The organism is Streptomyces sp. NPDC008125 (assembly GCF_042957125.1).
Classification (GTDB): Bacteria; Actinomycetota; Actinomycetes; order Streptomycetales; family Streptomycetaceae; genus Streptomyces.
In genome coordinates this window covers 229,070-250,026 of record NZ_JBIBHR010000008.1, presented here as the reverse complement: position 1 = coordinate 250,026, position 20,957 = coordinate 229,070, and the positions used below count along the sequence as shown (strand labels likewise).

Genomic DNA, 20,957 nt, shown 5'->3' with positions numbered 1-20,957 from the left:
CACCGGGCTCCGGAACAGCCGCCGCAGACGGGTTCACACCATTGGCCGCCGGGTGCCAGGGTGGAAGCATGGACCACCGGGACGATCTCCTCGCACGGCTTCGGGCGGGGCTGCCCGCCGAGGCCCTCCTCACCGACCCCGACGTCACCGCCTCGTACGCGCGCGACATGGCGAGCTTCTGCGACGCCGGAGCGCCCCTCGCGGTCGTGCTCCCACGCACCGTCGAACAGGTCCAGCACGTCATGCGCACCGCGCACGCGCTGCGCGTACCGGTGGTGCCGCAGGGCGCCCGCACCGGGCTCTCCGGCGCCGCCAACGCCTCCGAGGGGTGCGTGGTGCTCTCCCTGGTGAAGATGGACCGGATCCTGGAGATCAGCGCCGTCGACCGGATCGCCGTGGTCGAACCGGGCGTCGTCAACGCCACCCTCTCCCGCGCCGTGGGCGAACACGGCCTCTCCTACCCGCCGGACCCTTCCAGCTGGGAGACGTGCACCATCGGCGGGAACATCGGCACCGCCTCCGGTGGCCTGTGCTGCGTCAAGTACGGCGTCACCGCCGAGTACGTGCTCGGCCTCGACGTCGTCCTCGCCGACGGGCGCCTCCTCACCACCGGCCGCCGCACCGCCAAGGGCGTGGCCGGATACGACCTCACCCGGCTCTTCGTCGGCTCCGAGGGCAGCCTCGGCATCGTCGTGAAGGCCGTCCTCGCCCTCCGCCCCAAGCCGCCGCGCCAACTCGTGCTCGCTGCGGAGTTCCCCTCGGCGGCGGCGGCCTGCGACGCCGTCTGCCGGATCATGGAACGGGGACACGCCCCGTCACTCCTCGAACTGATGGACCGTACGACGGTCCGCGCGGTGAACGCGATGGCCCGCATGGGCCTGCCCGAATCCACCGAGGCGCTCCTCCTCTGCGCCTTCGACACGCCCGACGCCCCCGCCGACCTCGCCGCCGTCGGCGCGCTCTGCACCGAGGCCGGGGCCACCGGCGTGGTCCCCGCCGACGACACCGCCGAGTCCGAACTCCTGCTCCAGGCACGCCGGATGTCGCTCACCGCGCTGGAGACCGTCAAGCCCGCCACGATGATCGACGACGTCTGCGTACCGCGCTCGCGGCTCGGCGCGATGATCGAGGGAACCGCCGCCATCGCCGAGAAGTACGGACTCACCATCGGTGTCTGCGCCCACGCGGGCGACGGGAACACCCACCCCGTCGTCTGCTTCGACCCGGCCGACCCCGACGAGGCCCGCCGGGCCCGCGAGTCCTTCGACGAGATCATGGCGCTCGGCCTCGAACTGGGCGGCACCATCACCGGCGAACACGGCGTCGGTGTCCTCAAGAAGGAGTGGCTCGCCCGGGAACTCGGTCCGGTAGGAATCGAGTTGCAGCGTGGGATCAAGGCGGCCTTCGACCCGCTCGGCATCCTCAACCCGGGCAAGCTCTTCTGAACCACCCTCCGCGACCGCGGCTTTCACGCCTCGTCGGGGTCCTGGGGCGCGTCGTCCGGGCCGAACGGATCGGCGAGCCAGAGGTCCTCGGCAGGCAGCGGGGAGAGCAGCTCGGCGAGCTCCCGGTCGAACAACTCCCCCCAGGGACCGTCGTTCTCCGTGCCCGGCGGGACCACGCCGAGGGTCCGTTCCAGCCACGCCGACACCGACGCGGACGGAACCTCCAACAGGGCGTTGCCGTCCGGGGAGCTCAGCGCGACACAGATGACGTCGCGATGACCGACCTTCGTCGGCCAGATCCGCACGTCCCCGTGCCCGCACGGCCGGAACACCCCCTCGATCAGCAGCTCCCGCGCGAACGTCCAGTGCACCGGGGACTCCGAGCCGACGTGGAAGACGATGTGCACGGCGTACGGGTCGTCCGCCCGGTACGTCAACCGGGCGGGTACGGGAATGGAGCGCTCGGGCGACAGGACCAGCTTCAGTTCCAGCTCACGTTCCACGACGTTGCGCATGAGATGCACGACCTTTCGATGCCCAGGGACCGGTCCCGCGACCGGCCCGCACAAGGAGAGAGCGCGCTCCCCGTCCGCGATGACGCGACTTGAAGAGAAAATCTTCGAAGGGACCTGAAAGTGGCCCAAACGCCAGGACCGGCCCGGGGCAAGGCGGTGGTCTGATAGATGTTGACTCTTGTGTTGCGGCTACGAAGAGATACGGGACCCGCTGATGAGCGCGCCAACTCCGGCACCCGGTGACGAACGCCCCCGTGAGGGGTACTACCCCGACCCCTCCATCCCCGGCTACGTCCGCTACTGGAACGGCGCTTCGTGGGTCCCGGGGACGAGCCGCCCCGCACCGGGGCAGGACGTGAACGCCTCCGCCGCGGGTGCGCCCGCGGAGGCCCACCACGGGGCCGCCGCCCCCGTGGAGGAGACCGGACCGGTCTTCTTCGACGAGGAGGAAGCGGCCCAGGAGGCCGCCGCCGCAGCCCGGTTCGACCCGTCCCAGCAGGCCCCGGTCCACCCCCGCGGCCTCCCCGTCGGGCGCGCCCACCAGCCCGAGCCCTCCTCCGCCTGGCAGGCCGACTCGGCCCGGCAGGCCGGTTTCGGCAGCGACGCCGACCGGCGCGTCTCCTGGGGCGGCGGCCCGGGCGAGGCCCAGGTGCCCGGCCAGGGCGCCCGCGGAGCCGACCCGCGCGCCGTCGAGGCTGGCCCGGACCCGCGCCGCCCCGCGCTGCCGCACGGCGCCGCACCCGCCGCACTGCCCGCCGGGCGCGACGGCGGCCACGACGGCCCGGTCCACGCCGCGCCCGACGCCCGTTCCGCTGCCCCGTCGCCCGCCGGGCCCCCGCCGCAGCAGGCCGCGCAACCGCACCAGGCGCAGCAGCAGTCCGCCGCACCGGTACGCGACGCCTTCCGCGCCCAGGGCGCCCAGGCGGCACCCGGACCGGGCGCCACCTCCTGGGCCCAGCAGGGCCCCCAGGCCCAGCAGGCCTCCCCCGCGCCGCAGGCGTACCAGCCGCAGCAGCAGGCCCCCCAGGCTCCCCAGGTCCAGCGGGCCCCGCAGGCGTACCAGCCGCAGCAGGCGGCCCAGCAGGCAGTGCGTCAGGCCGCGCAGCAGGCGCCGGCCGCCGCGGCTTCCGGGCCCTACGGCGGACCGGGCGCTGCCGGGCCGCAGGCGGCGGAGCAGCCCGTCGTGCCGTGGAAGCCGCCGGTGGACGACCCGTTCCAGCAGATGGCCCGGGCCCGGACGGCGGGCCGGCCCGCCGGGCTCGGCCGTCGGCTCGTCGCCCGGGTCGTGGACTCGGTGGTGCTGGGCGCACTCGTCGGCGCGGCCGGTTTCCCGCTGGTGACGGCGGCCATCGACCACATGGACGCCAAGATCGAGGCCGCGAAGCTCTCCGGCCGCACGGTGACGGTCCATCTGCTGGACTCCACCACCACCGGGCAGCTCGGCGGGGTGCTCGCCGCGTTCCTCGTCGTCGGCTTCCTGCTGGAGGCGCTGCCGACCGCGAAGTGGGGCCGGACGCTCGGCAAGAGGCTCCTCGGCATCCAGGTCCGCGACGTCGAGTCGCAGGACGTGCCCACCCTGGGGGCGGCGGTGCGTCGTTGGCTCGTCCACGGTCTCCTCGGGCTGCTGGTGATCGGAGTGCTCGACGCCGCGTGGTGCCTGTTCGACCGGCCCTGGCGCCAGTGCTGGCACGACAAGGCGGCCCGTACCTTCGTCGCGGGCTGACCGCCTGTCACGCACGGGCGGATGGCGGACCGGATGGCGGACCGGATGGCGGACCGGGTGGCGTACCGGGGCCGGCCGCCACCGCCCCGACGGCTGACGGACCGTCACTCGAAAGCACCTGAGCCGTTGCGGGGCGGTGCCCGGCGGGGTGCACTGCCCGCATGAGCAACGACGCGCCGACGCCCGGCCAGCCGCCCGAGGACGACGATCCGTTCCTCAAGAAGCCGCAGGACCCCCCGCCGTCGTCGGGCTCGCCGTACGACGGCGCACCGCCGCCACCCCCGCCCCCGCCCCCGCCGCCCTACGACCCGGGGCCGTACGGCGGCGGCCCGTACGGCGGCGCCGACCCGCTCGCGGGGATGCCGCCGCTCGGCGCGCAGGGGACGCGCATCCTGGCGCGGCTGATCGACTTCCTGATCATCTCGATCCCGCTCTATCTGATCTCGCTGCCCTTCGGCGGCGCGGTCGACGTCACCTCCGACAACGGCGACAGCGACGTGGGCGACGCCGTCACCAACACCTACAGCGGGCACCAGCTGATCTGGTCGCTGATCGCACTGGTCTGCTACGTCGGGTACGACACCTACTTCACGCACAAGGACGGCCGGACCCCCGGCAAGAGGCTGCTGAAACTGCGCGTCGCGATGCTGAGCGACGGCAGCGTGCCCCCCACCAACGCCTCGCTGATGCGCGCGGTCGTGCTCTGGCTCCCGGCGCTCCTGTGCTGCCCGTGCCTGTGGTGGCTCATCAACATCGTGCTGATGTTCACCGACAAGCCGTACCGGCAGGGCCTGCAGGACAAGGCGGCCAAGACGGTCGTGGTCAGTGTCCGCTGAGCGGCGCGCCGGGCGTGCGCGGATGCCCGCGCACGGGAGGCCGGCGCGCGGGAGGTCAGCGCCGCGCGTGTCCGCCGACACGTTCCCCGGCGGCGGTCCCGCTCTCCCGGGAGGCGCGGGCGGGGGTCCGGTAGGGGCGGGTCGCGCCGGACGGGAGCGGTGCGCGGCCCCAGCGCGGCGCCGGCACGGCCACCGCCACCAGCACGCCCAGCACCAGTGCCGCGAGGCAGACGACGCCCACCCCGGCGGCCGACGAGGCGCCGGAGAGCAGCAGCAGGGCGAAGGTGACGAGGACGACGGTGGCGCAACCGTAGACGAGTTGTGCGGCAGTCGGACGCGGCATGGCGGTATCCGTCCTGGGGGCGTCGGATGAGGGGCCCGCCCACACGGCGGGACGGCCCCGAGGGCCTGGACGGTGGATGCCCGTGCGGGAGGCGGATAAGCCTTGCCCCACCCCAACGCCGGTGCACGGGGGGGCGCATCGGCTCACACCATGCGCCGAAGCGGCTCCAGGGCGCGCCGGTTGACCGAACTCTGATTGTCCGAATACCGGAAGGCGGCTCCTGCATAGTGCACTTGGCCGGTACAAGTCAAGATCTGTCTTTTCTCCAGCAACTCCGATCGAATGTCGTCACTTGTGACGCGTCCACGTGCGCGCGGCCCCCAGTCACCCCCTGGCCGCGTCCGCGAACGCCCGGGGAGGACATCAGGTGACCAGTAAGAGAAGCGGCCTCCGTGCTGCCGCAGTCGTCGTGGCCATGGCCGCGAGCGCGGCCACCGCGTCGACGTTCTTCGTCGCGCAGGCAGTGCAGTCGGCACCGGCGGGCGCGCCCGTCGTGAAGAGCCACGACCCGGCTCCGGAGAAGGCCGAAGAGCACAACCTCGAAGGCCCGTTCAGTGAGAAGCAGAACAGCGAACGCCAGGCTGCGCTGGAACAGGTCATCTCGGGCCACAAGAAGGTGACCGACCGCGGCGGCTCCAAGGTCGTCAAGCTCGACGACAAGAAGTACGTCGAGCTCGGCCGCGAGAAGACCGACAAGATCTTCACCATCCTGGTCGAATTCGGTGACCAGGTGGACAACTCGACGCTGTTCGACCCGGACGGCTCCGGCCCCGAGGCGCCGGTCGTCAAGTACGGCGGCACGCCGGGTCCGTCGCACAACCAGATCGCCAAGCCCGACCCGAAGAAGGACAACAGCACCGCCTGGCTGGCCGATTACAACCAGGCACACTTCCAGGAGCTGTACTTCGGCACCAGCGCGACCTCCAACTCGCTGACCAAGTACTACGAGAAGACCTCGTCCGGCCGCTACTCGGTCAACGGTGAGGTCTCCGACTGGGTCAAGATTCCTTACAACGAGGCCCGTTACGGCTCCAACTACTGCGGCGCCAGCAGCTGCGCCAGCGTGTGGGACGCCGTCCGCGACGGTGTCAACGCGTGGGCCGCCGACCAGAAGGCCAAGGGCTCCACCACGGAGCAGATCAAGGCCGACCTGGCCCAGTACGACCAGTGGGACCGCTACGACTACGACGCCGACGGCAACTTCAACGAGCCCGACGGCTACATCGACCACTTCCAGATGGTCCACGCCGGCGAGGACGAGTCGGCCGGCGGCGGTGTCCAGGGCGAGAACGCCATCTGGGCGCACCGCTGGTACGCGTACGGCACCGCCGCCGGGGCGACCGGCCCCACCGGCAACAAGGCGGGTGGCGCGCAGATCGGCGACACCGGCATCTGGGTCGGCGACTACACCGTCCAGCCCGAGAACGGCGGACTGGGCGTCTTCGCCCACGAGTACGCCCACGACCTCGGCCTGCCGGACCTCTACGACACCTCCGGCGGCGGCGAGAACTCGGTCGGCTTCTGGTCCCTGATGTCGGCGGGCTCCTGGCTCGGCCGCGGCCAGGGCGAGATCGGCGACACCCCCGGCGACATGACCGCCTGGGACAAGCTGCAACTCGGCTGGCTGGACTACGACACGGCGAAGGCCGCGACCAACTCCACCCACAAGCTGGGCGTTTCGGAGTACAACACGGCCAACAAGCAGGCGCTGGTCGTCAACCTCCCCGACAAGGAGGTCACCACCTCCGTCGTCGCCCCGGCCCAGGGCGCCAAGCAGTGGTGGAGCGGCAGCGGCGACAACCTGTCGAACACGCTGACCCGTTCGGTCGACCTGACCGGCAAGACGTCCGCCTCGCTCGACTTCTCGGGCTGGTACGACATCGAGGCCGAGTACGACTACCTCTACACCGAGGTGTCCACCGACGGCGGCACCAACTGGACCGCGATCGACGGCACGGTCGACGGCAAGGAACTGCCGCGCGACGCCAGTGACAAGCCGGGCCTGACCGACGTCTCGGGCGCCTACAAGAAGCTGTCGTTCCCGCTCGACGCCTACGCGGGCAAGAAGATCGACCTCCGCTTCCGCTACGCCTCGGACGGCGGGGTGGCCGGCAAGGGCTTCACCGCCGACGCCCTCACCATCAGCGCCGACGGTGCCGTCGTCTTCTCGGACGACGCCGAGGGCGACGACAACGGCTGGACGTCGAAGGGCTTCTCGCGGATCGGCGCGTCGTTCACCAACGACTACCCGCAGTACTACATCGCCGAGAACCGGCAGTACACCTCGTACGACGAGACCCTCAAGGTCGGCCCGTACAACTTCGGCTTCACCACCACCCGCCCGGACTGGGTCGAGCACTACTCGTACCAGAACGGCCTGATGGTCTGGCTGTGGGACACCTCGCAGGCGGACAACAACACCTCCGCCCACCCGGGCCAGGGCCTCATCCTGCCGGTCGACTCGCACGCCAAGCCGCTCAAGTGGACCGACGGAACGATCCTGCGCAACAAGATCCAGCCGTTCGACGCCCCGTTCAGCTGGTACCCGAACCAGGGCTTCACGCTCCACAACGCGGACGTGGCGCTGAAGATCAAGCCGTCCCTCGGCGTCCCGCTCTTCGACGACCACAAGGGCACCTACTGGTACGCGGAGAACCCGACCGGAAGCGTCAAGGTTTCTGACACCAACACGCGCCTCACCATCGTCAACGAGCCGCTCAACGGCTCGACGATCACCGTGAAGGTCGGCCCCTCGACCAAGTAATTCGCATCACCGCAGGTCAGAGCATGATCGGCCGTCGCCCTCTAGCGGGCGGCGGCCGATCGTGTTTAGGTGCCTCTTATTCCGATCCTTATTGACACGACGTCTCACGGGGGAGCGCGAACCATGGCAGGCGGAGGATTCAGCAGATTGCCGGACGGCTCGGTGGTGGTGGCACTCACCCTGGCCCGTCCGCCCCACGGGGTCCGTCCCGGCGCCCCCGTACGCGTACTCGTCCACGCGGCCAACCGGGCCCGCGCCCTCACCCGGCTGCGCAACCTCGGGCTGCGCGCGGTCTACCTCCGGGGCAACAGCCAGCCGCCCACCCCCGACGAGATCACCGCCGTGCTGCACCACCCGGACGGCCTGCTGTGGCGGGACGCCCCACAAGCCGCCCAGGAGCTCTGGCACCCCATACGGGCCCTGATGGCCCCGGCCGGACACCCGGGCCCGGTCAGACCCGCCACGTAGCGCCCGTCACGACGGCGCGACCGCGACGGCTCACTCGGGCCGGGCCACCACCGGATCGCCCGACAGCGCGACACCCGCCGCGCGGAGCTCCTCCAGGGCCCGCGCGGTGGTGGGCGCTGCGACACCCGCCGTCAGGTCGAGCAGCACCTGGGTGGCGAAGCCCTCACGCGCGGCGTCCAGCGCGGTCGCCCGCACGCAGTGGTCGGTGGCGATGCCCACCACGTCCACCTCGGTGACCTGGTGGTCGCGGAGCCACTGCGCCAGCCCCACCGCGTTCTCGTCGAGCCCCTCGAAACCGCTGTACGCCGCCGCGTACGCCCCCTTGTCGAACACCGCGTCGATCGCCCCGGAGGCGACGGCGGGCGCGAAGTTCGGATGGAACCCCACTCCCTCCGTGCCGGCCACGCAGTGCACCGGCCACGAGTGCTCGAAGTCCGGCGTGGCCGAGAAATGGTCACCCGGGTCGACGTGGTGGTCACGGGTGGCCACCACATGGCGGTAACCGGCCTGCGCCTCCCCGATCAGATCGGTGATCGCGGCGGCCACGTCGGCGCCACCGGCGACGGCGAGGCTGCCGCCCTCACAGAAATCGTTCTGAACGTCCACGACGATCAACGCGCGGTTCATGGCGGGTGTCCTTCGGTGGGGGAGCGGATGGCGGCGGGGGATGGGTACCGGCGGGTACCGAGCCTAAGTCCGCCGACGCGGTCGCGGGAGGCGTTACGTTCCCTCCGGTACGGACCAACCGCGGGGCGGGGGCCCGGGGCGTGCCGCCGAAGTGCCGTCCGCCGGGCTCCGGCGAACGACGGCCCTCCGGCGGCACGCCCCGGCTCAGACGTACTCGGTCGGCAGCACCGGTTCGCCCCGGGACAGCTGCAGCGCCGACATCGGAAGCGCCGCGCGCGCCGCGATGTGCCGCTCGCGGGCCGCCTGCAGCGACTCCCGGGCCACCACCTCGCCGCCCCGCACGAGCTCCACCAGCAGCTCCTGGCCGGCCAGCTCCGCCGGTACCGGACCGGTGCCGACCACCTCGGCCTCGGCGACACCCTGCGCGTCGAGGCGGCGGGCCGCCCACTTGCGGCCTCCCATCGACGACTTGGCGCCCAGCGACTTCTTCGCCACCGGCGTCAGCGGAGCGGCCGGATCGGCGGACGCGGCACGCGCCACCAGCTTGTAGACCATCGAGCAGGTCGGACTGCCACTGCCGGTGACCAGCTGCGTCCCCACCCCGTACGCGTCCACCGGAGCGGCGGCCAGCGAGGCGATGGCGTACTCGTCCAGGTCCGAGGTGACCACGATCCTCGTCCCCGTCGCGCCCAGCTCGTCCAGCTGCTGCCGCACCCGGTGCGCGACCAGCAGCAGGTCCCCGGAGTCGATCCGCACGGCGCCCAGCTCCGGTCCGGCGACCTCCACGGCCGTACGGACCGCCTCGGCCACGTCGAAGGTGTCCACCAGCAGCGTGGTGCCCCGGCCCAGCGACTCCACCTGCGCCCGGAACGCGTCCCGCTCGGTGTCGTGCAGCAGAGTGAAGGCGTGCGCGCTGGTGCCCACGGTCGGGATGCCGTAACGGAAGCCCGCCGCCAGGTCGGAGGTGGTGTGGAAGCCGCCCACGTACGCGGCGCGGGCCGAGGCGACCGCCGCCAGCTCGTGCGTGCGGCGCGCCCCCATCTCGATCAGGCCCCGGCCGCCGGCGGCGGCCGACATCCGGGACGCGGCGGCGGCGATGGCCGAGTCGTGGTTGAGGATCGACAGCACGACCGTCTCCAGCAGCACGCACTCGGCGAACGAGCCCTCCACCCGGAGCACCGGCGAGCCGGGGAAGTAGACCTCGCCCTCCGGGTAGCCCCAGATGTCACCGCTGAAGCGGAAGCCCGCCAGCCATTCGAGGGTCGGCTCGTCCACGACCTCCTGCTGGCGCAGGAACGCGATCATCTCGTCGTCGAAGTGGAAGTTCTCCACGGCGTCCAGCACCCGTCCGGTCCCCGCCAGGACGCCGTACCGCCGCCCCTCGGGCAGTCGCCGGGTGAACGCCTCGAAGACGGAGCGCCGGTCGGCCGTGCCCGCCTTGAGAGCCGCCTGCACCATCGTGAGTTCGTACTGGTCGGTGAAGAGTGCGGTCGACGGCACTCCGACCCGTCGCCCCAGGTCCGCTGAGTTCATGACCGGGATGCTACTCCACATTTCGTCAGAGTGACGAGATGTGGGGTCCGTTTATGCGCGGTGACCCGTCGAGTGGCAGCATGGGAGGGGTGAGCGTCGCTTCCCCCGTAGAGATCGAACGTCCCGAGTCGGCTGAGGAGACCTACGTCGTCCCCGAGCCCGACGTCCCCTGGGTGACGCTGGTGCACAACGACCCCGTCAACCTCATGAGCTACGTGACGTACGTCTTCCAGGCGTACTTCGGCTACTCCAAGGACAAGGCCCACAAACTCATGCTCGACGTGCACGAGAAGGGCCGCGCCGTCGTCTCCAGCGGAAGCCGCGAGGAGATGGAACGCGACGTCCAGGCCATGCACGGCTACGGGCTCTGGGCCACACTCACCCAGGACCGCAACTGACTCCGTACGCCCCCCGCCCCACGCCCCCGCCCCAGTAACGGAGAACCCATGGCCGGCCACTTCGAGGCCACCCCCGACGGCGGCGCGGCCGTCGCGCTCGACGAGGTGGAGATCTCCATCCTGCGCTCCCTCGCCGTCCAGCTGCTCGAACTCGTCGGCCCCGGGGACCAGGCCGCCGAGGGCTCGGACCCGCTCGCCGCGCTCTTCGCCGAAGGGCCCAGCGAACCGCCCGCCGACCCCGCCCTCGCCCGCCTCTTCCCCGACGCGTACGGCAACGACGACAAGGAACTGCGCGAAGCGTCCTCCGAGTTCCGCCGCTTCACCGAGATCGACCTGCGCGCCCGCAAGCGCGAGGACGCCCTCGCCGTCGTACGCTCCCTCGACTCCGTCACCACCGGCGAGGACGGCAGCGGCGAACTCCGCCTCAGCGCCGACGAGTCCCGCCAGTGGCTCGGCGCCCTCAACGACCTGCGCCTCACCATCGGCACCCGGCTCGAGGTCGGCGACGACGACCAGGGCCAGGAAGGCTCCCTCTACCGGCTCCCCGACAGCGACCCGCGCAAGCCGATGGTGCTCGCCTACCTCTGGCTCGGCGCCCTCCAGGAGACCCTCGTCGAAACCCTGATGTCCTGACCGCGCCCCGCGCGGCCGGCGGCTCGGGGGAGCGGCCGGCGGCTCAGACAACGCTCAAATCCGCGTAACGATCCCGTCACCCCGACGGCCGCTTTTGCAGGGGCCCAAAACCCTTGTCCGCTTTTTCCTGTGGTCTGCGCCACAGAATGTCCGAGGGTGCCCCGAGATGGCCGTGATAAATCTTCACGACCCACCGGGGACGCCATCCCTGTTTCCCGGGGGCACTGTCCGCCGGCCGACCGCCGGCGGCACTCCATATCGATTCCGGGGGGGAACAGGACACGGTCCACGGCCCCACGGGGCCGCGGCCCGTCGTGGAGAAAGGCGCAGCACCATGACATCCGCAGAGGTCGACAGCGGGCAGCCGGACCGGGAAGCGGCCGGCGCCCACGGAAACGGCGAGGGATACCAGCGCGGCCTTGGCGCCCGCCAGATCCAGATGATCGCGATCGGTGGAGCCATCGGCACCGGGCTCTTCCTCGGCGCGGGCAAGGCCATCGCCAAGGCCGGGCCCAGCCTGATCCTCGCCTACGCCGTCGCGGGCCTGGTCATCTTCTTCATCATGCGCGCCCTCGGCGAACTCCTCATGTACCGGCCGGTGTCGGGCTCCTTCTCGGAGTACGCGCGCGAATTCGTCGGCCCCTTCGCCGGATTCGTCACCGGCTGGACGTACTGGCTCTTCTGGGTCGTCACCGGAATCACCGAAGTCACCGCGGGCGCCCAGTACATGACCTACTGGTTCGACATTCCGCAGTGGACATCCGCGCTGTTCTTCACGCTCGTCCTCTACGGGGTCAACCTCATCTCCGTGAAGGTGTTCGGCGAGCTCGAATTCTGGTTCTCGATGGTCAAGGTGACCGCCATCCTCGGCATGATCCTCATCTGCGCCGGAATTCTCACCCTCGGCTTCTCCGACGCCGGGGAGACCGCCTCCGTCACCCATCTCTGGTCCGACGGCGGCTTCTTCCCGCACGGCATCAGCGGCACCCTGATGACCCTGCAGATCGTCATGTTCGCCTTCCTCGCCGTCGAGTTGGTCGGCGTCACCGCCGGCGAGTCCAAGAACCCCGAGACCGTGCTGCCCAAGGCGATCAACACCGTGCCCTGGCGCATCGCCGTCTTCTACGTGGGCGCCCTGATCATGATCCTGTCGGTGGTGCCGTGGGCCGAATTCCAGCCCGGTGTCTCCCCGTTCGTCGCCGCCTTCCAGAAGATGGGCCTCGGCGTCGGCGCCGGGATCGTCAACTTCGTCGTCCTCACCGCCGCCCTCTCGTCCTGCAACTCCGGCATGTACTCCACCGGCCGCATGCTCCGCGACCTCGCCCTCAACGGCCAGGGCCCGCGCACCTTCACGCGGCTCACCCGCAGCGGCACCCCGCTCGTCGGCACCACCTTCTCCGCCGCCCTCATGCTGGTCGGCGTCTGGATCAACTACCAATGGCCCGGGCAGGCGTTCACCTACGTCGTGTCCTTCGCGACCATCTCCGGCATGTGGGCCTGGATCATGATCCTCGTCTGCCAGCTCCGCTACCGCGCCCGCGCCGACCGGGGCGAACTCCCGCACTCCGCGTTCCGGGCCCCCGGCTCCCCGTACACCAGCGGCTTCGCCCTCGCCTTCATCGGCGTGGTCGTCGTGATGATGGCCGTCGACAAGGACACCCGGATCTCGCTCTACTGCGCCCCGTTCTGGGCGCTCCTCCTCGGCGTCTCGTACCTGGCACTCAGGTCGCGGGACCCGCAGAACGCGGCGTTCGCCAAACGCTGACCCCCGCCGCCCGGGCGCACCCGCCCTCGCCGCACGGGCCCGACGCCCCACCGTGCGCCGCGCGTCCCGCGTCCGTCGCACCCACGACCATCTCTCCCACGAGCCGCCCGGCCGCCCCAACGGCCCCGGCGGCCACCCGGCCGGGTCCCGGCCCACCGCACCTCGGTGGGCCGGGACCCGCCTGCTTATCCTGGGCGCCATGCTGACCCTCACCCAGGCCCTGTACGACAGAATCGTCGCGCACGCCCGCGCCGACCACCCCGACGAGGCGTGCGGCGTGGTCGCGGGACCGGCCGGAACGGGCCGCGCCGAGCGCTTCATCCCGATGCTCAACGCCGCCCGCTCGCCCACGTTCTACGAGTTCGACTCGGGCGATCTCCTCAAGCTCTACCGCGAGATGGACGACCGCGACGAGGAGCCGGTCGTCGTCTACCACTCGCACACCGCGACCGAGGCCTACCCCTCGCGCACCGACGTGACGTACGCCAACGAGCCGGAAGCCCACTACGTCCTCGTCTCCACCGCCGACACCGACGAGGCGGGCCCGTTCCAGTTCCGCTCGTACCGCATCGTGGACGGTGTGATCACGGAGGAAGACGTAAAGATCGTCGCGGCGTACTGAGCGGGCGCACCGGCGCCGCACGCATCAAGCGGCACACCGGAATCCACGGGCGGCGGGGCCCCACCGGGCCCCGCCGTCCCGCGCGTCCGGGGTACCGGCCGACGGAGCCGAAAGTCCGCATGCTGAACGGTCTTGTTCCGTCATGTGAGATCACACTCGGGTTTTCCGAACGGGAATCGATACGATGACCGCATGGTTCCCCATGACGTGAGCGAAATGACGCCGGGCGCACTGCTCGTCGCGCGGCTGCACGTCGACCTGTGCAGGCTTTCCAGTGCGATCTGTCCCGGTCGCGACCTGCCCACCGGGCCCACGGCCTGAGTCACGGCCCGAGCGCCCACCCCACGTACCACCACCCGCGCGGGTGCTGAAACGCGCGCCACGCCACCCCGCTTCCGACAGGAGCCCACGCCATGGCCATCGAGGTCCGCATCCCGACCATCCTTCGCACCTACACCGACGGCGCCAAGGCGGTCGAAGGCAGTGGCGAGACCCTCGCCGACCTCCTCAACGACCTGGAGACCCGGCACAACGGCATCCGCGAGCGCATCGTCGACGGGGAGCAGCTCCGCCGGTTCGTCAACGTCTACCTCAACGACGAGGACGTCCGCTTCCTCGACGGCATCGCGACCAAGCTCAGCGACGGCGACAACGTCACCATCCTCCCGGCCGTCGCCGGCGGCATGCGCTGATGCGGTACGACTCCCCGCTGGCGGCCGTGGGCAACACCCCCCTGGTCCGCCTGCCGAGGCTCTCGCCCTCCGACGACGTCCGGATCTGGGCCAAGCTGGAGGACCGCAACCCCACCGGCTCGATCAAGGACCGCCCCGCGCTCCACATGGTCGAGCAGGCGGAGAAGGACGGGCGCCTCAAGCCCGGTTGCACCATCCTGGAGCCGACCAGCGGCAACACCGGGATCTCGCTCGCCATGGCGGCCAAGCTCAAGGGCTACCGCATCGTCTGCGTCATGCCGGAGAACACCTCCCAGGAACGGCGCGACCTGCTCGCCATGTGGGGCGCCGAAATCGTCTCCTCGCCGGCGGCCGGCGGTTCCAACACGGCCGTCCGGGTCGCCAAGGAACTCTCCGCCGAACACCCCGACTGGGTGATGCTCTACCAGTACGGCAACCCCGACAACGCGGGCGCCCACTACGCCACCACCGGACCCGAGATCCTCGCCGACCTCCCGTCCGTCACCCACTTCGTCGCGGGCCTCGGCACCACCGGCACCCTCATGGGCGTCGGCCGGTACCTCCGCGAGCAGAAGCCCGACGTCACGATCGTCGCCGCCGAACCCCGCTACGACGACATCGTCTACGGGCTCCGCAACCTCGACGAGGGCTTCGTGCCCGAGCTGTACGACGCCTCGGTGCTCACCACCCGCTTCTCGGTCGGCTCCGCGGACGCCGTCACCCGCACCCGCGAACTCCTCCAGCAGGAAGGCATCTTCGCCGGTGTCTCCACCGGAGCCGCCCTCCACGCGGCCATCGGAGTCGGCCGGAAGGCCGTCAAGGCGGGGGAGAGCGCGGACATCGTCTTCGTCGTCGCGGACGGCGGCTGGAAGTACCTCTCGACCGGCGTCTACACGGCCCCCACCACGGAAGCCGCCATCGAGACCCTGCACGGCCAGCTCTGGGCCTGACCGCCCCCGCCCGACCGCCCGGAAGGCCGGCGCCCGCACCCGGGGCGCCGGCCTTCCGCGTTCCGGGCGCCGGCCTTCCGCGTTCCGGCCGCCGGGCCGCCGGAGCCGTACGAGGGCCACCGCCTAACCCAGCCCCCGCACCCGCCCCCACAGCTCCGCGTCCACCCGGCCCACCCGCCGCCGGAAGCCGTCCACCGGGACCTCCCGCAACTCGTCCGTCTCCAGGAAACTCCGCCGCCCGCGCGCGTCCCCCACCGTGCCGTCCGGCAGTGCGATCACCCCCGGCCGCTCCTCGTGGTGCTTGCTGGTGATCTTCGCGACGACCGCCCGGCCGCCCCGCACCGACAGGACCAGGCACGGCCGGTCCTTCGACCCCGGCCCGTCCTCGTACGGCACCTCGGCCCACCAGATCTCACCCGGCTGAGGGACCCCGCCCGCCCCGCGTCCCCGCCCCGGCTCCGCCGGACGCCCCGGCGGCCTGGTGCGACCACCCGGACGGCCACTTGTACCCCGTTCGCCGCCCCGGCGCCGCGCACCGCTCCGGCCCCGGCCGTCCACCACCGACGCCACCAGCGCCAGCACGACCAGGACGGCCAGAATCACCCACCAGTACGTTTCCATCCCCCGACCGTACCGGCGCCCGCCCCGCCACCGCGGTGCACCGGAACCACCCCCGTACGAACGGGCACACGCCCGAAGCCCCCCGGCTTCCATCGAACCGGTGACAGCACAGGTGAGTTCCCCCACAACAGCAGGCCGCAGAGGAGCGACCAGGAGATTCGCGCCTTACGCTCGACGGACCCGCACCCCCCCGAACCCACCCGCCGCACCGTGGCCACGTCTCGGAGGTCCACGCTCCATGAAGCTCACCGTCGTCGGCTGCTCCGGCTCCTTCCCGTCCGCGGGATCGGCCTGTTCGAGCTACCTCGTAGAGGCCGACGGCTTCCGGCTGCTCCTCGACATGGGCAATGGCGCCCTCGGCGAGCTGCAGCGCCACGTCGGCCTGTACGACCTCGACGCCGTCTTCCTCAGCCACCTGCACGCCGACCACTGCATCGACATGTGCGCGTACTTCGTGGTGCGCTACTACCCGAACAACGGCACCCGCCCCGCCCCCCTTCCCGTGTACGGCCCCGAGGGCACCGAGCGCCGGCTGACCACCGCCCACGCCGACACCCCGTCCGAGCGCGCCATGGGCGAGGTCTTCGACTTCCACACCCTCAAGCCCGGCTGGTTCGAGATCGGCCCCTTCACCGTCCGCACGGAGAAGCTCTGCCACCCCGTCGACACCTTCGGCATCCGGATCGAGCACGGCGGCCGCTCCCTCACCTACTCCGGCGACACGGGAGCCTGCGAGGCCCTGGACGAACTCGCCGAGGACGCCGACCTCTTCCTCTGCGAAGCATCGTTCATCCATGGCAAGGAGGACATCCCGGACCTCCACCTCAACGGACGGGAGGCCGGGGAGTGTGCCGCCCGCGCCCGCGCCGGACGGCTGGTCCTCACCCACATCCCGCCGTGGACCGACGCCGAACGCAACATCGAGGACGCCCGCGAGGTCTACGCCGGACCCGTCGAGCTCGCCGTACCGGGCGCCGTCTACGAGATCTGAGCGCGCCGCCCGCCCCCCGCCCGGCCCCCGGCAAGGACTCAGGCCCTGCGACCGCGGCCGCCCAGGGCCATCCGGTTCCAGGTGTGCCGGCGCCCGCGGACCGCCACGGAGTACGCGTACAGCAGCTCCGGATCGCCCATCCCCGGCAGGAACGCGTCCCCGATGTGATGGGCGTCGACCCCGATCTCCTTGGCGTTCAGGGCCACCTGGGGCACCACGTCCGTGTGCGCGCCCTCCTGGCTCGTCCCGATCGCCCCCATCACCACCGCCCCCGCGTCCTGCACCGCCGCCACCGCCTCGGCCGCCAGCTCCTTCGTCACCCCCGGCATCGTCCCCGGCAGCGGCAGCACCACCCCGTCCGCCCCCGCCTCCACCAGCGCCGTCAGCCGCGCGGCCGTCAGCCGCTCCGGACGGCCCGCGTGGTGCATCTTGCCGCTCCAGAGCGCCACCTCGTCACCGAGCCCCTTCCGCAGCTCCTCGGTCACCCGCGCCAGCCCCTCGTACGAACCACCGGTCCCCGGATTCGCCGTCAGACAGAGCATCGCCGCCCCCATCCCGACCAGCCGCTTCGCGAACTCCGGCTGCGCGCGCCGGATCTCCGGCACGTCCCCCGGCTCCAGATTGATCCCGACCGGCCGCCCGATACAGGCCGCCAGCTCCGTGATCGACGTGAACGCGCCGAGCGCCGGCAGCACCAGCCGCTCCCCGTCCCAGACGCGCTCGATCATGTTCAGCACCACGATGTCCGCGCCGAAGGCCGCCATCAACTCGGCGTTGTGCACCGCGTTGTCGCCGGGGTGGGCGGAGAGCACCGCCCGGTCCGCGAACACCTCCGCCACCATCGTCCGCCCCTCGGCGGCGGCCACCGAAGCGGTCAGCCTCCGGCCCCGCAGGGCGGCGAGCCGGTCACGGTCGAGATCGAGGATGCGGGGCGTCGGAGAAGTCATGGGTGGAGCCTAAGCCGAATGGTGGCACATGGGGTGAAACGCCCACGCAGGTAGGCGAAGTGGGGCGCGGGAAGCGGACGAGGCCCACGGGCCGCGGGCGGCGTCCGTGGGCCTCGGGTGCGGGCGTCGGGTGCGGGCGGCGCTACTTCGTGACGTCCCGCTCGATCTCCTTCTCCACCTCCTCGGGCTCCCGCCCGGGGGTCTGGATGTTGAACTTGACGATCGCGAACCGGAAGACCACGTAGTAGATCACCGCGAAACAGAGCCCGATCGGGATCAACAGCCATGGCTTCGTGTCCAGATGCCAGTTGACGACCAGGTCGATCAGACCCGCCGAGAAACTGAACCCCGCATGGACCCCGAACGCCCAGGTCACACCCATCGAGACGCCCGTCAGGATCGCGTGAACGCCGTACAGCAGCGGCGCGACGAACATGAACGAGAACTCCAGCGGCTCCGTCACACCCGTCACGAACGAGGTCAGGGCCACCGACAGCATCAGGCCCCCCACCTCCTTGCGGCGCTCCGGCCGTGCCGTGTGCGCGATGGCCAGCGCCGCCGCCGGCAGGCCGAACATCATGATCGGGAAGAAGCCCGAGGTGAACTGCCCCGCCGTCGGGTCCTCCGCGAAGAACCGCGAGATGTCGCCCTGCACCGTCTTGCCGTCGGCACCCGTGAAGTCGCCCGCCTGGAACCAGAAGAAGGTGTTCAGGAACTGGTGCATACCGATCGGGATCAGCAGACGGTTGGCGAAGCCGAAAATGGCCGCACCCCACGCGCCGAGGTCGATCAGTTGCTTGGCGAACCACGTCAACGCGTCACCGACCGGCTGCCAGAGCAGGCCGAAGACCACACCGAGGATCACGCAGAGGAACGCCATCAGGATCGGCACCAGCCGGCGCCCGTTGAAGAACCCGAGCCAGTCCACCAGCTTCGTACGGTGGTACCGCTGCCAGACCACCGCGGTCAGCAGGCCGATGAGGATGCCGCCGAGCACCCCCGGGTTCTGCGGCACCCCGTCCGGCGCCTTGTCGGTCACCGAGCCGTCCACCGGGAAGGCCGACAGCACACCCCGGTAGACCAGGAAACCGACCACCGCCGCCAGCGCGGTCGAGCCGTCCGCCTTCTTCGCGAAACCGATCGCCACACCGATGCAGAACAGCAACGGCAGGCCCACCGTGCCGTCCAGGATCGCCGAACCACCGTTGAGCAGGACCTTGGAGGTCTTGTCCCAGAACCGGCCGTTCAGATACGAGTCGAACAGGTTGCCGAGGCTGACCAGCAGACCCGCCGCGGGAAGCACGGCCACCGGGAGCTGAAGACTCCGGCCGATCTTCTGCAGACCCGAAACCGGGCCGTTCCACCACTTTGGCTGCGGACCCGCAGCCGCGGTCGTACTCATCGGCATCCTCCCGGAACACGGTCACGTTCGGCGGTCGTCGCAGCCGGCTCGGGGCAGGTGCGCGGACGGTACGGAGCCCGTCCCGAGGGCGGAGCACCGGTGAGCGTCATCCTTGGCGATGGCCCGACCGGGCGCCCGCGAAGTTGGGCCAACCGTGCGTTAGCGTGACAAAGCGGACCCATGGTGGGCCCGCACGCTGCGACAGGGAGAAGGACATGGCCAGCAAGGCTGAGAAGATCGTCGCCGGGCTCGGCGGTATCGAGAACATCGACGAGGTCGAAGGCTGCATCACCCGCCTCCGCACCGAAGTCCACGACCCCAGCAAGGTCGACGAAGCCGCCCTCAAGGCCGCCGGAGCCCACGGCGTCGTCAAGATGGGCACCGCGATCCAGGTCGTCATCGGCACCGACGCCGACCCCATCGCGGCCGACATCGAAGACATGATGTGACGGCGTGACGGCGTGACGGCGTGACGGCGTGACCGGCTGACAGCAGCCCCCTGTCACCCTCTGGCACCACCTCCGCACCACCCCTGCGTCACCCCCGCCGGGTGCCGGCCGACCGGTCCGCACCCGGCACCCGCCCGACGCCCCGCCCCGTACGCACACCCCGACCCACCCGCGCGCCCCGACGTACGGACACCCCGACCCACCCGCGCGCCCCGCCCATCCCGGCGCGCCACGCCGCGGCGACACCCGAACGGCGCCCCACCGCACCCGAACGGACCCGCCCCCGCCAACGGATAAAGTCGACGCCATGTCTCGCATCGACGGCCGCACCCCCGACCAGCTCCGCCCCGTCACCATCGAACGGGGATGGAGCAAGCACGCCGAAGGCTCCGTACTCGTCTCCTTCGGCGACACCAAAGTCCTCTGCACCGCCTCCGTCACCGAAGGCGTACCGCGCTGGCGCAAGGGCAGCGGCGAAGGCTGGGTCACCGCCGAGTACTCCATGCTCCCCCGCGCCACCAACACCCGCGGCGACCGCGAATCCGTCCGCGGCAAGATCGGCGGACGCACCCACGAGATCAGCCGGCTGATCGGCCGCTCGCTGCGCGCCGTCATCGACTACAAGGCCCTCGGCGAGAACACCATCGTCCTCGACTGCGACGTCCTCCAGGCCGACGGAGGCACCCGCACCGCCGCCATCACCGGCGCCTACGTCGCCCTCGCCGACGCCATCACCTGGGCCCAGGGCAAGAAGATCGTCAAGGCCGGCCGCAAGCCCCTCACCGGCACGGTCTCCGCCATCAGCGTCGGCATCGTCGACGGCACCCCCCTCCTCGACCTCCGCTACGAGGAAGACGTCCGCGCCGAGACCGACATGAACGTCGTCTGCACCGGCGACGGCCGCTTCGTCGAGGTCCAGGGCACCGCCGAGGCCGAGCCCTTCGACCGCAAGGAACTCAACGCCCTCCTCGACCTCGCCACCGCCGGCTGCGCCGACCTCACCGCCTTCCAGAACGAGGCACTCGCCCGCACCCTCGCCACCCCCGGCGCGTAACGCCCACCCTTCCCCGGGTAAAGAAGCAACCAAGTACGCATCGCACAGCGTCCTCACAGACACGGGCGCACGGGTCGAACCGTGCGCCCGTCCATGTGACGACCCGTCCATGTGACGACCGTTCCATGTGACGAACCGTCCATGTGACGACCGTTCCATGTGACGACCCGGGGAGGGAC

General features: G+C 71.2%; 22 protein-coding genes. 15 read left to right on the top strand and 7 right to left on the bottom strand.

Going from position 1 to position 20,957, the window contains the following annotated elements; all coding sequences use genetic code 11:
- Positions 1–68 precede the first annotated feature (68 nt).
- A complete protein-coding gene (locus ACFZAX_RS16405) occupies positions 69–1,445 on the top strand; it encodes an FAD-linked oxidase C-terminal domain-containing protein (RefSeq protein WP_390962205.1) in 1,377 nt (458 codons plus the stop codon).
- A gap of 23 nt (positions 1,446–1,468) precedes the next feature.
- Here ACFZAX_RS16405 and ACFZAX_RS16400 read toward each other — a convergent pair whose 3' ends face one another.
- Positions 1,469–1,960 (bottom strand): SsgA family sporulation/cell division regulator, encoded by a 492-nt coding sequence (locus ACFZAX_RS16400; protein WP_390962204.1) that lies wholly within the window; start codon positions 1,958–1,960, stop codon positions 1,469–1,471.
- A gap of 214 nt (positions 1,961–2,174) precedes the next feature.
- Between ACFZAX_RS16400 and ACFZAX_RS16395 the strand changes: the two genes are divergently transcribed.
- Together ACFZAX_RS16395 and ACFZAX_RS16390 are read left to right on the top strand one after the other, a co-directional pair.
- Entirely contained in the window at positions 2,175–3,683 is a 1,509-nt protein-coding gene (locus ACFZAX_RS16395; RefSeq protein WP_390962202.1) for an RDD family protein, read from the top strand.
- Between the two features lie 161 nt (positions 3,684–3,844).
- The gene (locus ACFZAX_RS16390; protein WP_390962201.1) at positions 3,845–4,519 is read left to right on the top strand and encodes an RDD family protein; all 675 of its coding nucleotides are present in this window, start codon (positions 3,845–3,847) and stop codon (positions 4,517–4,519) included.
- Positions 4,520–4,574: 55 nt separating this feature from the next.
- Here the strand turns inward: ACFZAX_RS16390 and ACFZAX_RS16385 are convergent, their stop codons facing one another.
- Positions 4,575–4,862, bottom strand: coding sequence for a hypothetical protein (locus ACFZAX_RS16385; protein WP_390962199.1), 288 nt, complete (start codon positions 4,860–4,862; stop codon positions 4,575–4,577).
- A gap of 415 nt (positions 4,863–5,277) precedes the next feature.
- Here ACFZAX_RS16385 and ACFZAX_RS16380 point away from each other — a divergent pair, with 415 nt between their 5' ends.
- Positions 5,278–7,626: an immune inhibitor A domain-containing protein gene (locus ACFZAX_RS16380; protein WP_390962302.1), complete on the top strand. Its 2,349-nt coding sequence runs from the start codon at positions 5,278–5,280 to the stop codon at positions 7,624–7,626.
- Between the two features lie 123 nt (positions 7,627–7,749).
- Complete coding sequence (locus ACFZAX_RS16375; protein ID WP_390962198.1) at positions 7,750–8,094, top strand: hypothetical protein; 345 nt, start codon at positions 7,750–7,752, stop codon at positions 8,092–8,094.
- A 30-nt stretch (positions 8,095–8,124) separates the two neighbouring features.
- Here the strand turns inward: ACFZAX_RS16375 and ACFZAX_RS16370 are convergent, their stop codons facing one another.
- On the bottom strand, positions 8,125–8,721 hold the full coding sequence (locus ACFZAX_RS16370; protein ID WP_390962196.1) for an isochorismatase family protein: 597 nt from the start codon (positions 8,719–8,721) through the stop codon (positions 8,125–8,127).
- Positions 8,722–8,925: 204 nt separating this feature from the next.
- Entirely contained in the window at positions 8,926–10,254 is a 1,329-nt protein-coding gene (locus tag ACFZAX_RS16365; RefSeq protein ID WP_390962195.1) for a nicotinate phosphoribosyltransferase, read from the bottom strand.
- Between the two features lie 80 nt (positions 10,255–10,334).
- On the opposite strand from ACFZAX_RS16365, the gene clpS reads away from it, so the two are divergent.
- The 7 genes from clpS (at position 10,335) to ACFZAX_RS16330 (ending at position 15,314) form a co-directional block, all read left to right on the top strand.
- Positions 10,335–10,652, top strand: a complete 318-nt coding sequence (gene clpS, locus ACFZAX_RS16360; protein ID WP_390962194.1) for an ATP-dependent Clp protease adapter ClpS — start codon at positions 10,335–10,337, stop codon at positions 10,650–10,652.
- Positions 10,653–10,700: 48 nt separating this feature from the next.
- A complete protein-coding gene (locus ACFZAX_RS16355) occupies positions 10,701–11,285 on the top strand; it encodes a DUF2017 family protein (protein ID WP_390962192.1) in 585 nt (194 codons plus the stop codon).
- A gap of 334 nt (positions 11,286–11,619) precedes the next feature.
- Entirely contained in the window at positions 11,620–13,050 is a 1,431-nt protein-coding gene (locus ACFZAX_RS16350; protein WP_390962191.1) for an amino acid permease, read from the top strand.
- Between the two features lie 199 nt (positions 13,051–13,249).
- The gene (locus ACFZAX_RS16345; protein WP_390962190.1) at positions 13,250–13,672 is read left to right on the top strand and encodes a Mov34/MPN/PAD-1 family protein; all 423 of its coding nucleotides are present in this window, start codon (positions 13,250–13,252) and stop codon (positions 13,670–13,672) included.
- Between the two features lie 192 nt (positions 13,673–13,864).
- On the top strand, positions 13,865–13,993 hold the full coding sequence (locus tag ACFZAX_RS16340) for a putative leader peptide (protein WP_390962189.1): 129 nt from the start codon (positions 13,865–13,867) through the stop codon (positions 13,991–13,993).
- Positions 13,994–14,085: 92 nt separating this feature from the next.
- Positions 14,086–14,364 (top strand): MoaD family protein, encoded by a 279-nt coding sequence (locus ACFZAX_RS16335; RefSeq protein WP_390962188.1) that lies wholly within the window; start codon positions 14,086–14,088, stop codon positions 14,362–14,364.
- Entirely contained in the window at positions 14,364–15,314 is a 951-nt protein-coding gene (locus ACFZAX_RS16330) for a cysteine synthase (RefSeq protein ID WP_390962187.1), read from the top strand. The genes ACFZAX_RS16335 and ACFZAX_RS16330 overlap by 1 nt, the downstream gene beginning before the upstream one ends.
- 123 nt (positions 15,315–15,437) lie before the next feature.
- On the opposite strand, the gene ACFZAX_RS16325 is transcribed toward ACFZAX_RS16330, so the two are convergent.
- Positions 15,438–15,935, bottom strand: a complete 498-nt coding sequence (locus ACFZAX_RS16325; protein ID WP_390962186.1) for a type II toxin-antitoxin system PemK/MazF family toxin — start codon at positions 15,933–15,935, stop codon at positions 15,438–15,440.
- A 238-nt stretch (positions 15,936–16,173) separates the two neighbouring features.
- Here ACFZAX_RS16325 and ACFZAX_RS16320 point away from each other — a divergent pair, with 238 nt between their 5' ends.
- On the top strand, positions 16,174–16,926 hold the full coding sequence (locus tag ACFZAX_RS16320) for an MBL fold metallo-hydrolase (protein WP_390962184.1): 753 nt from the start codon (positions 16,174–16,176) through the stop codon (positions 16,924–16,926).
- A 38-nt stretch (positions 16,927–16,964) separates the two neighbouring features.
- Here ACFZAX_RS16320 and ACFZAX_RS16315 read toward each other — a convergent pair whose 3' ends face one another.
- Positions 16,965–17,873: a hypothetical protein gene (locus tag ACFZAX_RS16315; protein WP_390962183.1), complete on the bottom strand. Its 909-nt coding sequence runs from the start codon at positions 17,871–17,873 to the stop codon at positions 16,965–16,967.
- A 142-nt stretch (positions 17,874–18,015) separates the two neighbouring features.
- The gene (locus tag ACFZAX_RS16310; protein WP_390962182.1) at positions 18,016–19,275 is read right to left on the bottom strand and encodes a PTS transporter subunit EIIC; all 1,260 of its coding nucleotides are present in this window, start codon (positions 19,273–19,275) and stop codon (positions 18,016–18,018) included.
- Between the two features lie 215 nt (positions 19,276–19,490).
- Between ACFZAX_RS16310 and ACFZAX_RS16305 the strand changes: the two genes are divergently transcribed.
- Together ACFZAX_RS16305 and rph are read left to right on the top strand one after the other, a co-directional pair.
- Entirely contained in the window at positions 19,491–19,724 is a 234-nt protein-coding gene (locus ACFZAX_RS16305; RefSeq protein ID WP_266704842.1) for a PTS glucose/sucrose transporter subunit IIB, read from the top strand.
- Positions 19,725–20,031: 307 nt separating this feature from the next.
- Positions 20,032–20,778 carry a ribonuclease PH gene (gene rph, locus ACFZAX_RS16300; protein ID WP_390962180.1) on the top strand — a complete coding sequence of 249 codons (747 nt, stop codon included), beginning with the start codon at positions 20,032–20,034 and terminating at the stop codon, positions 20,776–20,778.
- Positions 20,779–20,957 lie beyond the last annotated feature (179 nt).

Coding starts and splice junctions, on each gene's coding strand:
- ACFZAX_RS16350 (WP_390962191.1), top strand. CDS start 11,620: ATGACATCCGCAGAGGTCGACAGCGGGCAGCCGGACCGGGAAGCGGCC.
- ACFZAX_RS16400 (WP_390962204.1), bottom strand. CDS start 1,960: ATGCGCAACGTCGTGGAACGTGAGCTGGAACTGAAGCTGGTCCTGTCG.
- ACFZAX_RS16375 (WP_390962198.1), top strand. CDS start 7,750: ATGGCAGGCGGAGGATTCAGCAGATTGCCGGACGGCTCGGTGGTGGTG.
- ACFZAX_RS16325 (WP_390962186.1), bottom strand. CDS start 15,935: ATGGAAACGTACTGGTGGGTGATTCTGGCCGTCCTGGTCGTGCTGGCG.
- rph (WP_390962180.1), top strand. CDS start 20,032: ATGTCTCGCATCGACGGCCGCACCCCCGACCAGCTCCGCCCCGTCACC.
- ACFZAX_RS16390 (WP_390962201.1), top strand. CDS start 3,845: ATGAGCAACGACGCGCCGACGCCCGGCCAGCCGCCCGAGGACGACGAT.
- ACFZAX_RS16385 (WP_390962199.1), bottom strand. CDS start 4,862: ATGCCGCGTCCGACTGCCGCACAACTCGTCTACGGTTGCGCCACCGTC.
- ACFZAX_RS16335 (WP_390962188.1), top strand. CDS start 14,086: ATGGCCATCGAGGTCCGCATCCCGACCATCCTTCGCACCTACACCGAC.
- ACFZAX_RS16370 (WP_390962196.1), bottom strand. CDS start 8,721: ATGAACCGCGCGTTGATCGTCGTGGACGTTCAGAACGATTTCTGTGAG.
- ACFZAX_RS16365 (WP_390962195.1), bottom strand. CDS start 10,254: ATGAACTCAGCGGACCTGGGGCGACGGGTCGGAGTGCCGTCGACCGCA.
- ACFZAX_RS16380 (WP_390962302.1), top strand. CDS start 5,278: ATGGCCGCGAGCGCGGCCACCGCGTCGACGTTCTTCGTCGCGCAGGCA.
- clpS (WP_390962194.1), top strand. CDS start 10,335: ATGGGAGGGGTGAGCGTCGCTTCCCCCGTAGAGATCGAACGTCCCGAG.
- ACFZAX_RS16355 (WP_390962192.1), top strand. CDS start 10,701: ATGGCCGGCCACTTCGAGGCCACCCCCGACGGCGGCGCGGCCGTCGCG.
- ACFZAX_RS16315 (WP_390962183.1), bottom strand. CDS start 17,873: ATGACTTCTCCGACGCCCCGCATCCTCGATCTCGACCGTGACCGGCTC.
- ACFZAX_RS16320 (WP_390962184.1), top strand. CDS start 16,174: ATGAAGCTCACCGTCGTCGGCTGCTCCGGCTCCTTCCCGTCCGCGGGA.
- ACFZAX_RS16310 (WP_390962182.1), bottom strand. CDS start 19,275: ATGAGTACGACCGCGGCTGCGGGTCCGCAGCCAAAGTGGTGGAACGGC.
- ACFZAX_RS16405 (WP_390962205.1), top strand. CDS start 69: ATGGACCACCGGGACGATCTCCTCGCACGGCTTCGGGCGGGGCTGCCC.
- ACFZAX_RS16395 (WP_390962202.1), top strand. CDS start 2,175: ATGAGCGCGCCAACTCCGGCACCCGGTGACGAACGCCCCCGTGAGGGG.
- ACFZAX_RS16340 (WP_390962189.1), top strand. CDS start 13,865: ATGGTTCCCCATGACGTGAGCGAAATGACGCCGGGCGCACTGCTCGTC.
- ACFZAX_RS16345 (WP_390962190.1), top strand. CDS start 13,250: ATGCTGACCCTCACCCAGGCCCTGTACGACAGAATCGTCGCGCACGCC.
- ACFZAX_RS16330 (WP_390962187.1), top strand. CDS start 14,364: ATGCGGTACGACTCCCCGCTGGCGGCCGTGGGCAACACCCCCCTGGTC.
- ACFZAX_RS16305 (WP_266704842.1), top strand. CDS start 19,491: ATGGCCAGCAAGGCTGAGAAGATCGTCGCCGGGCTCGGCGGTATCGAG.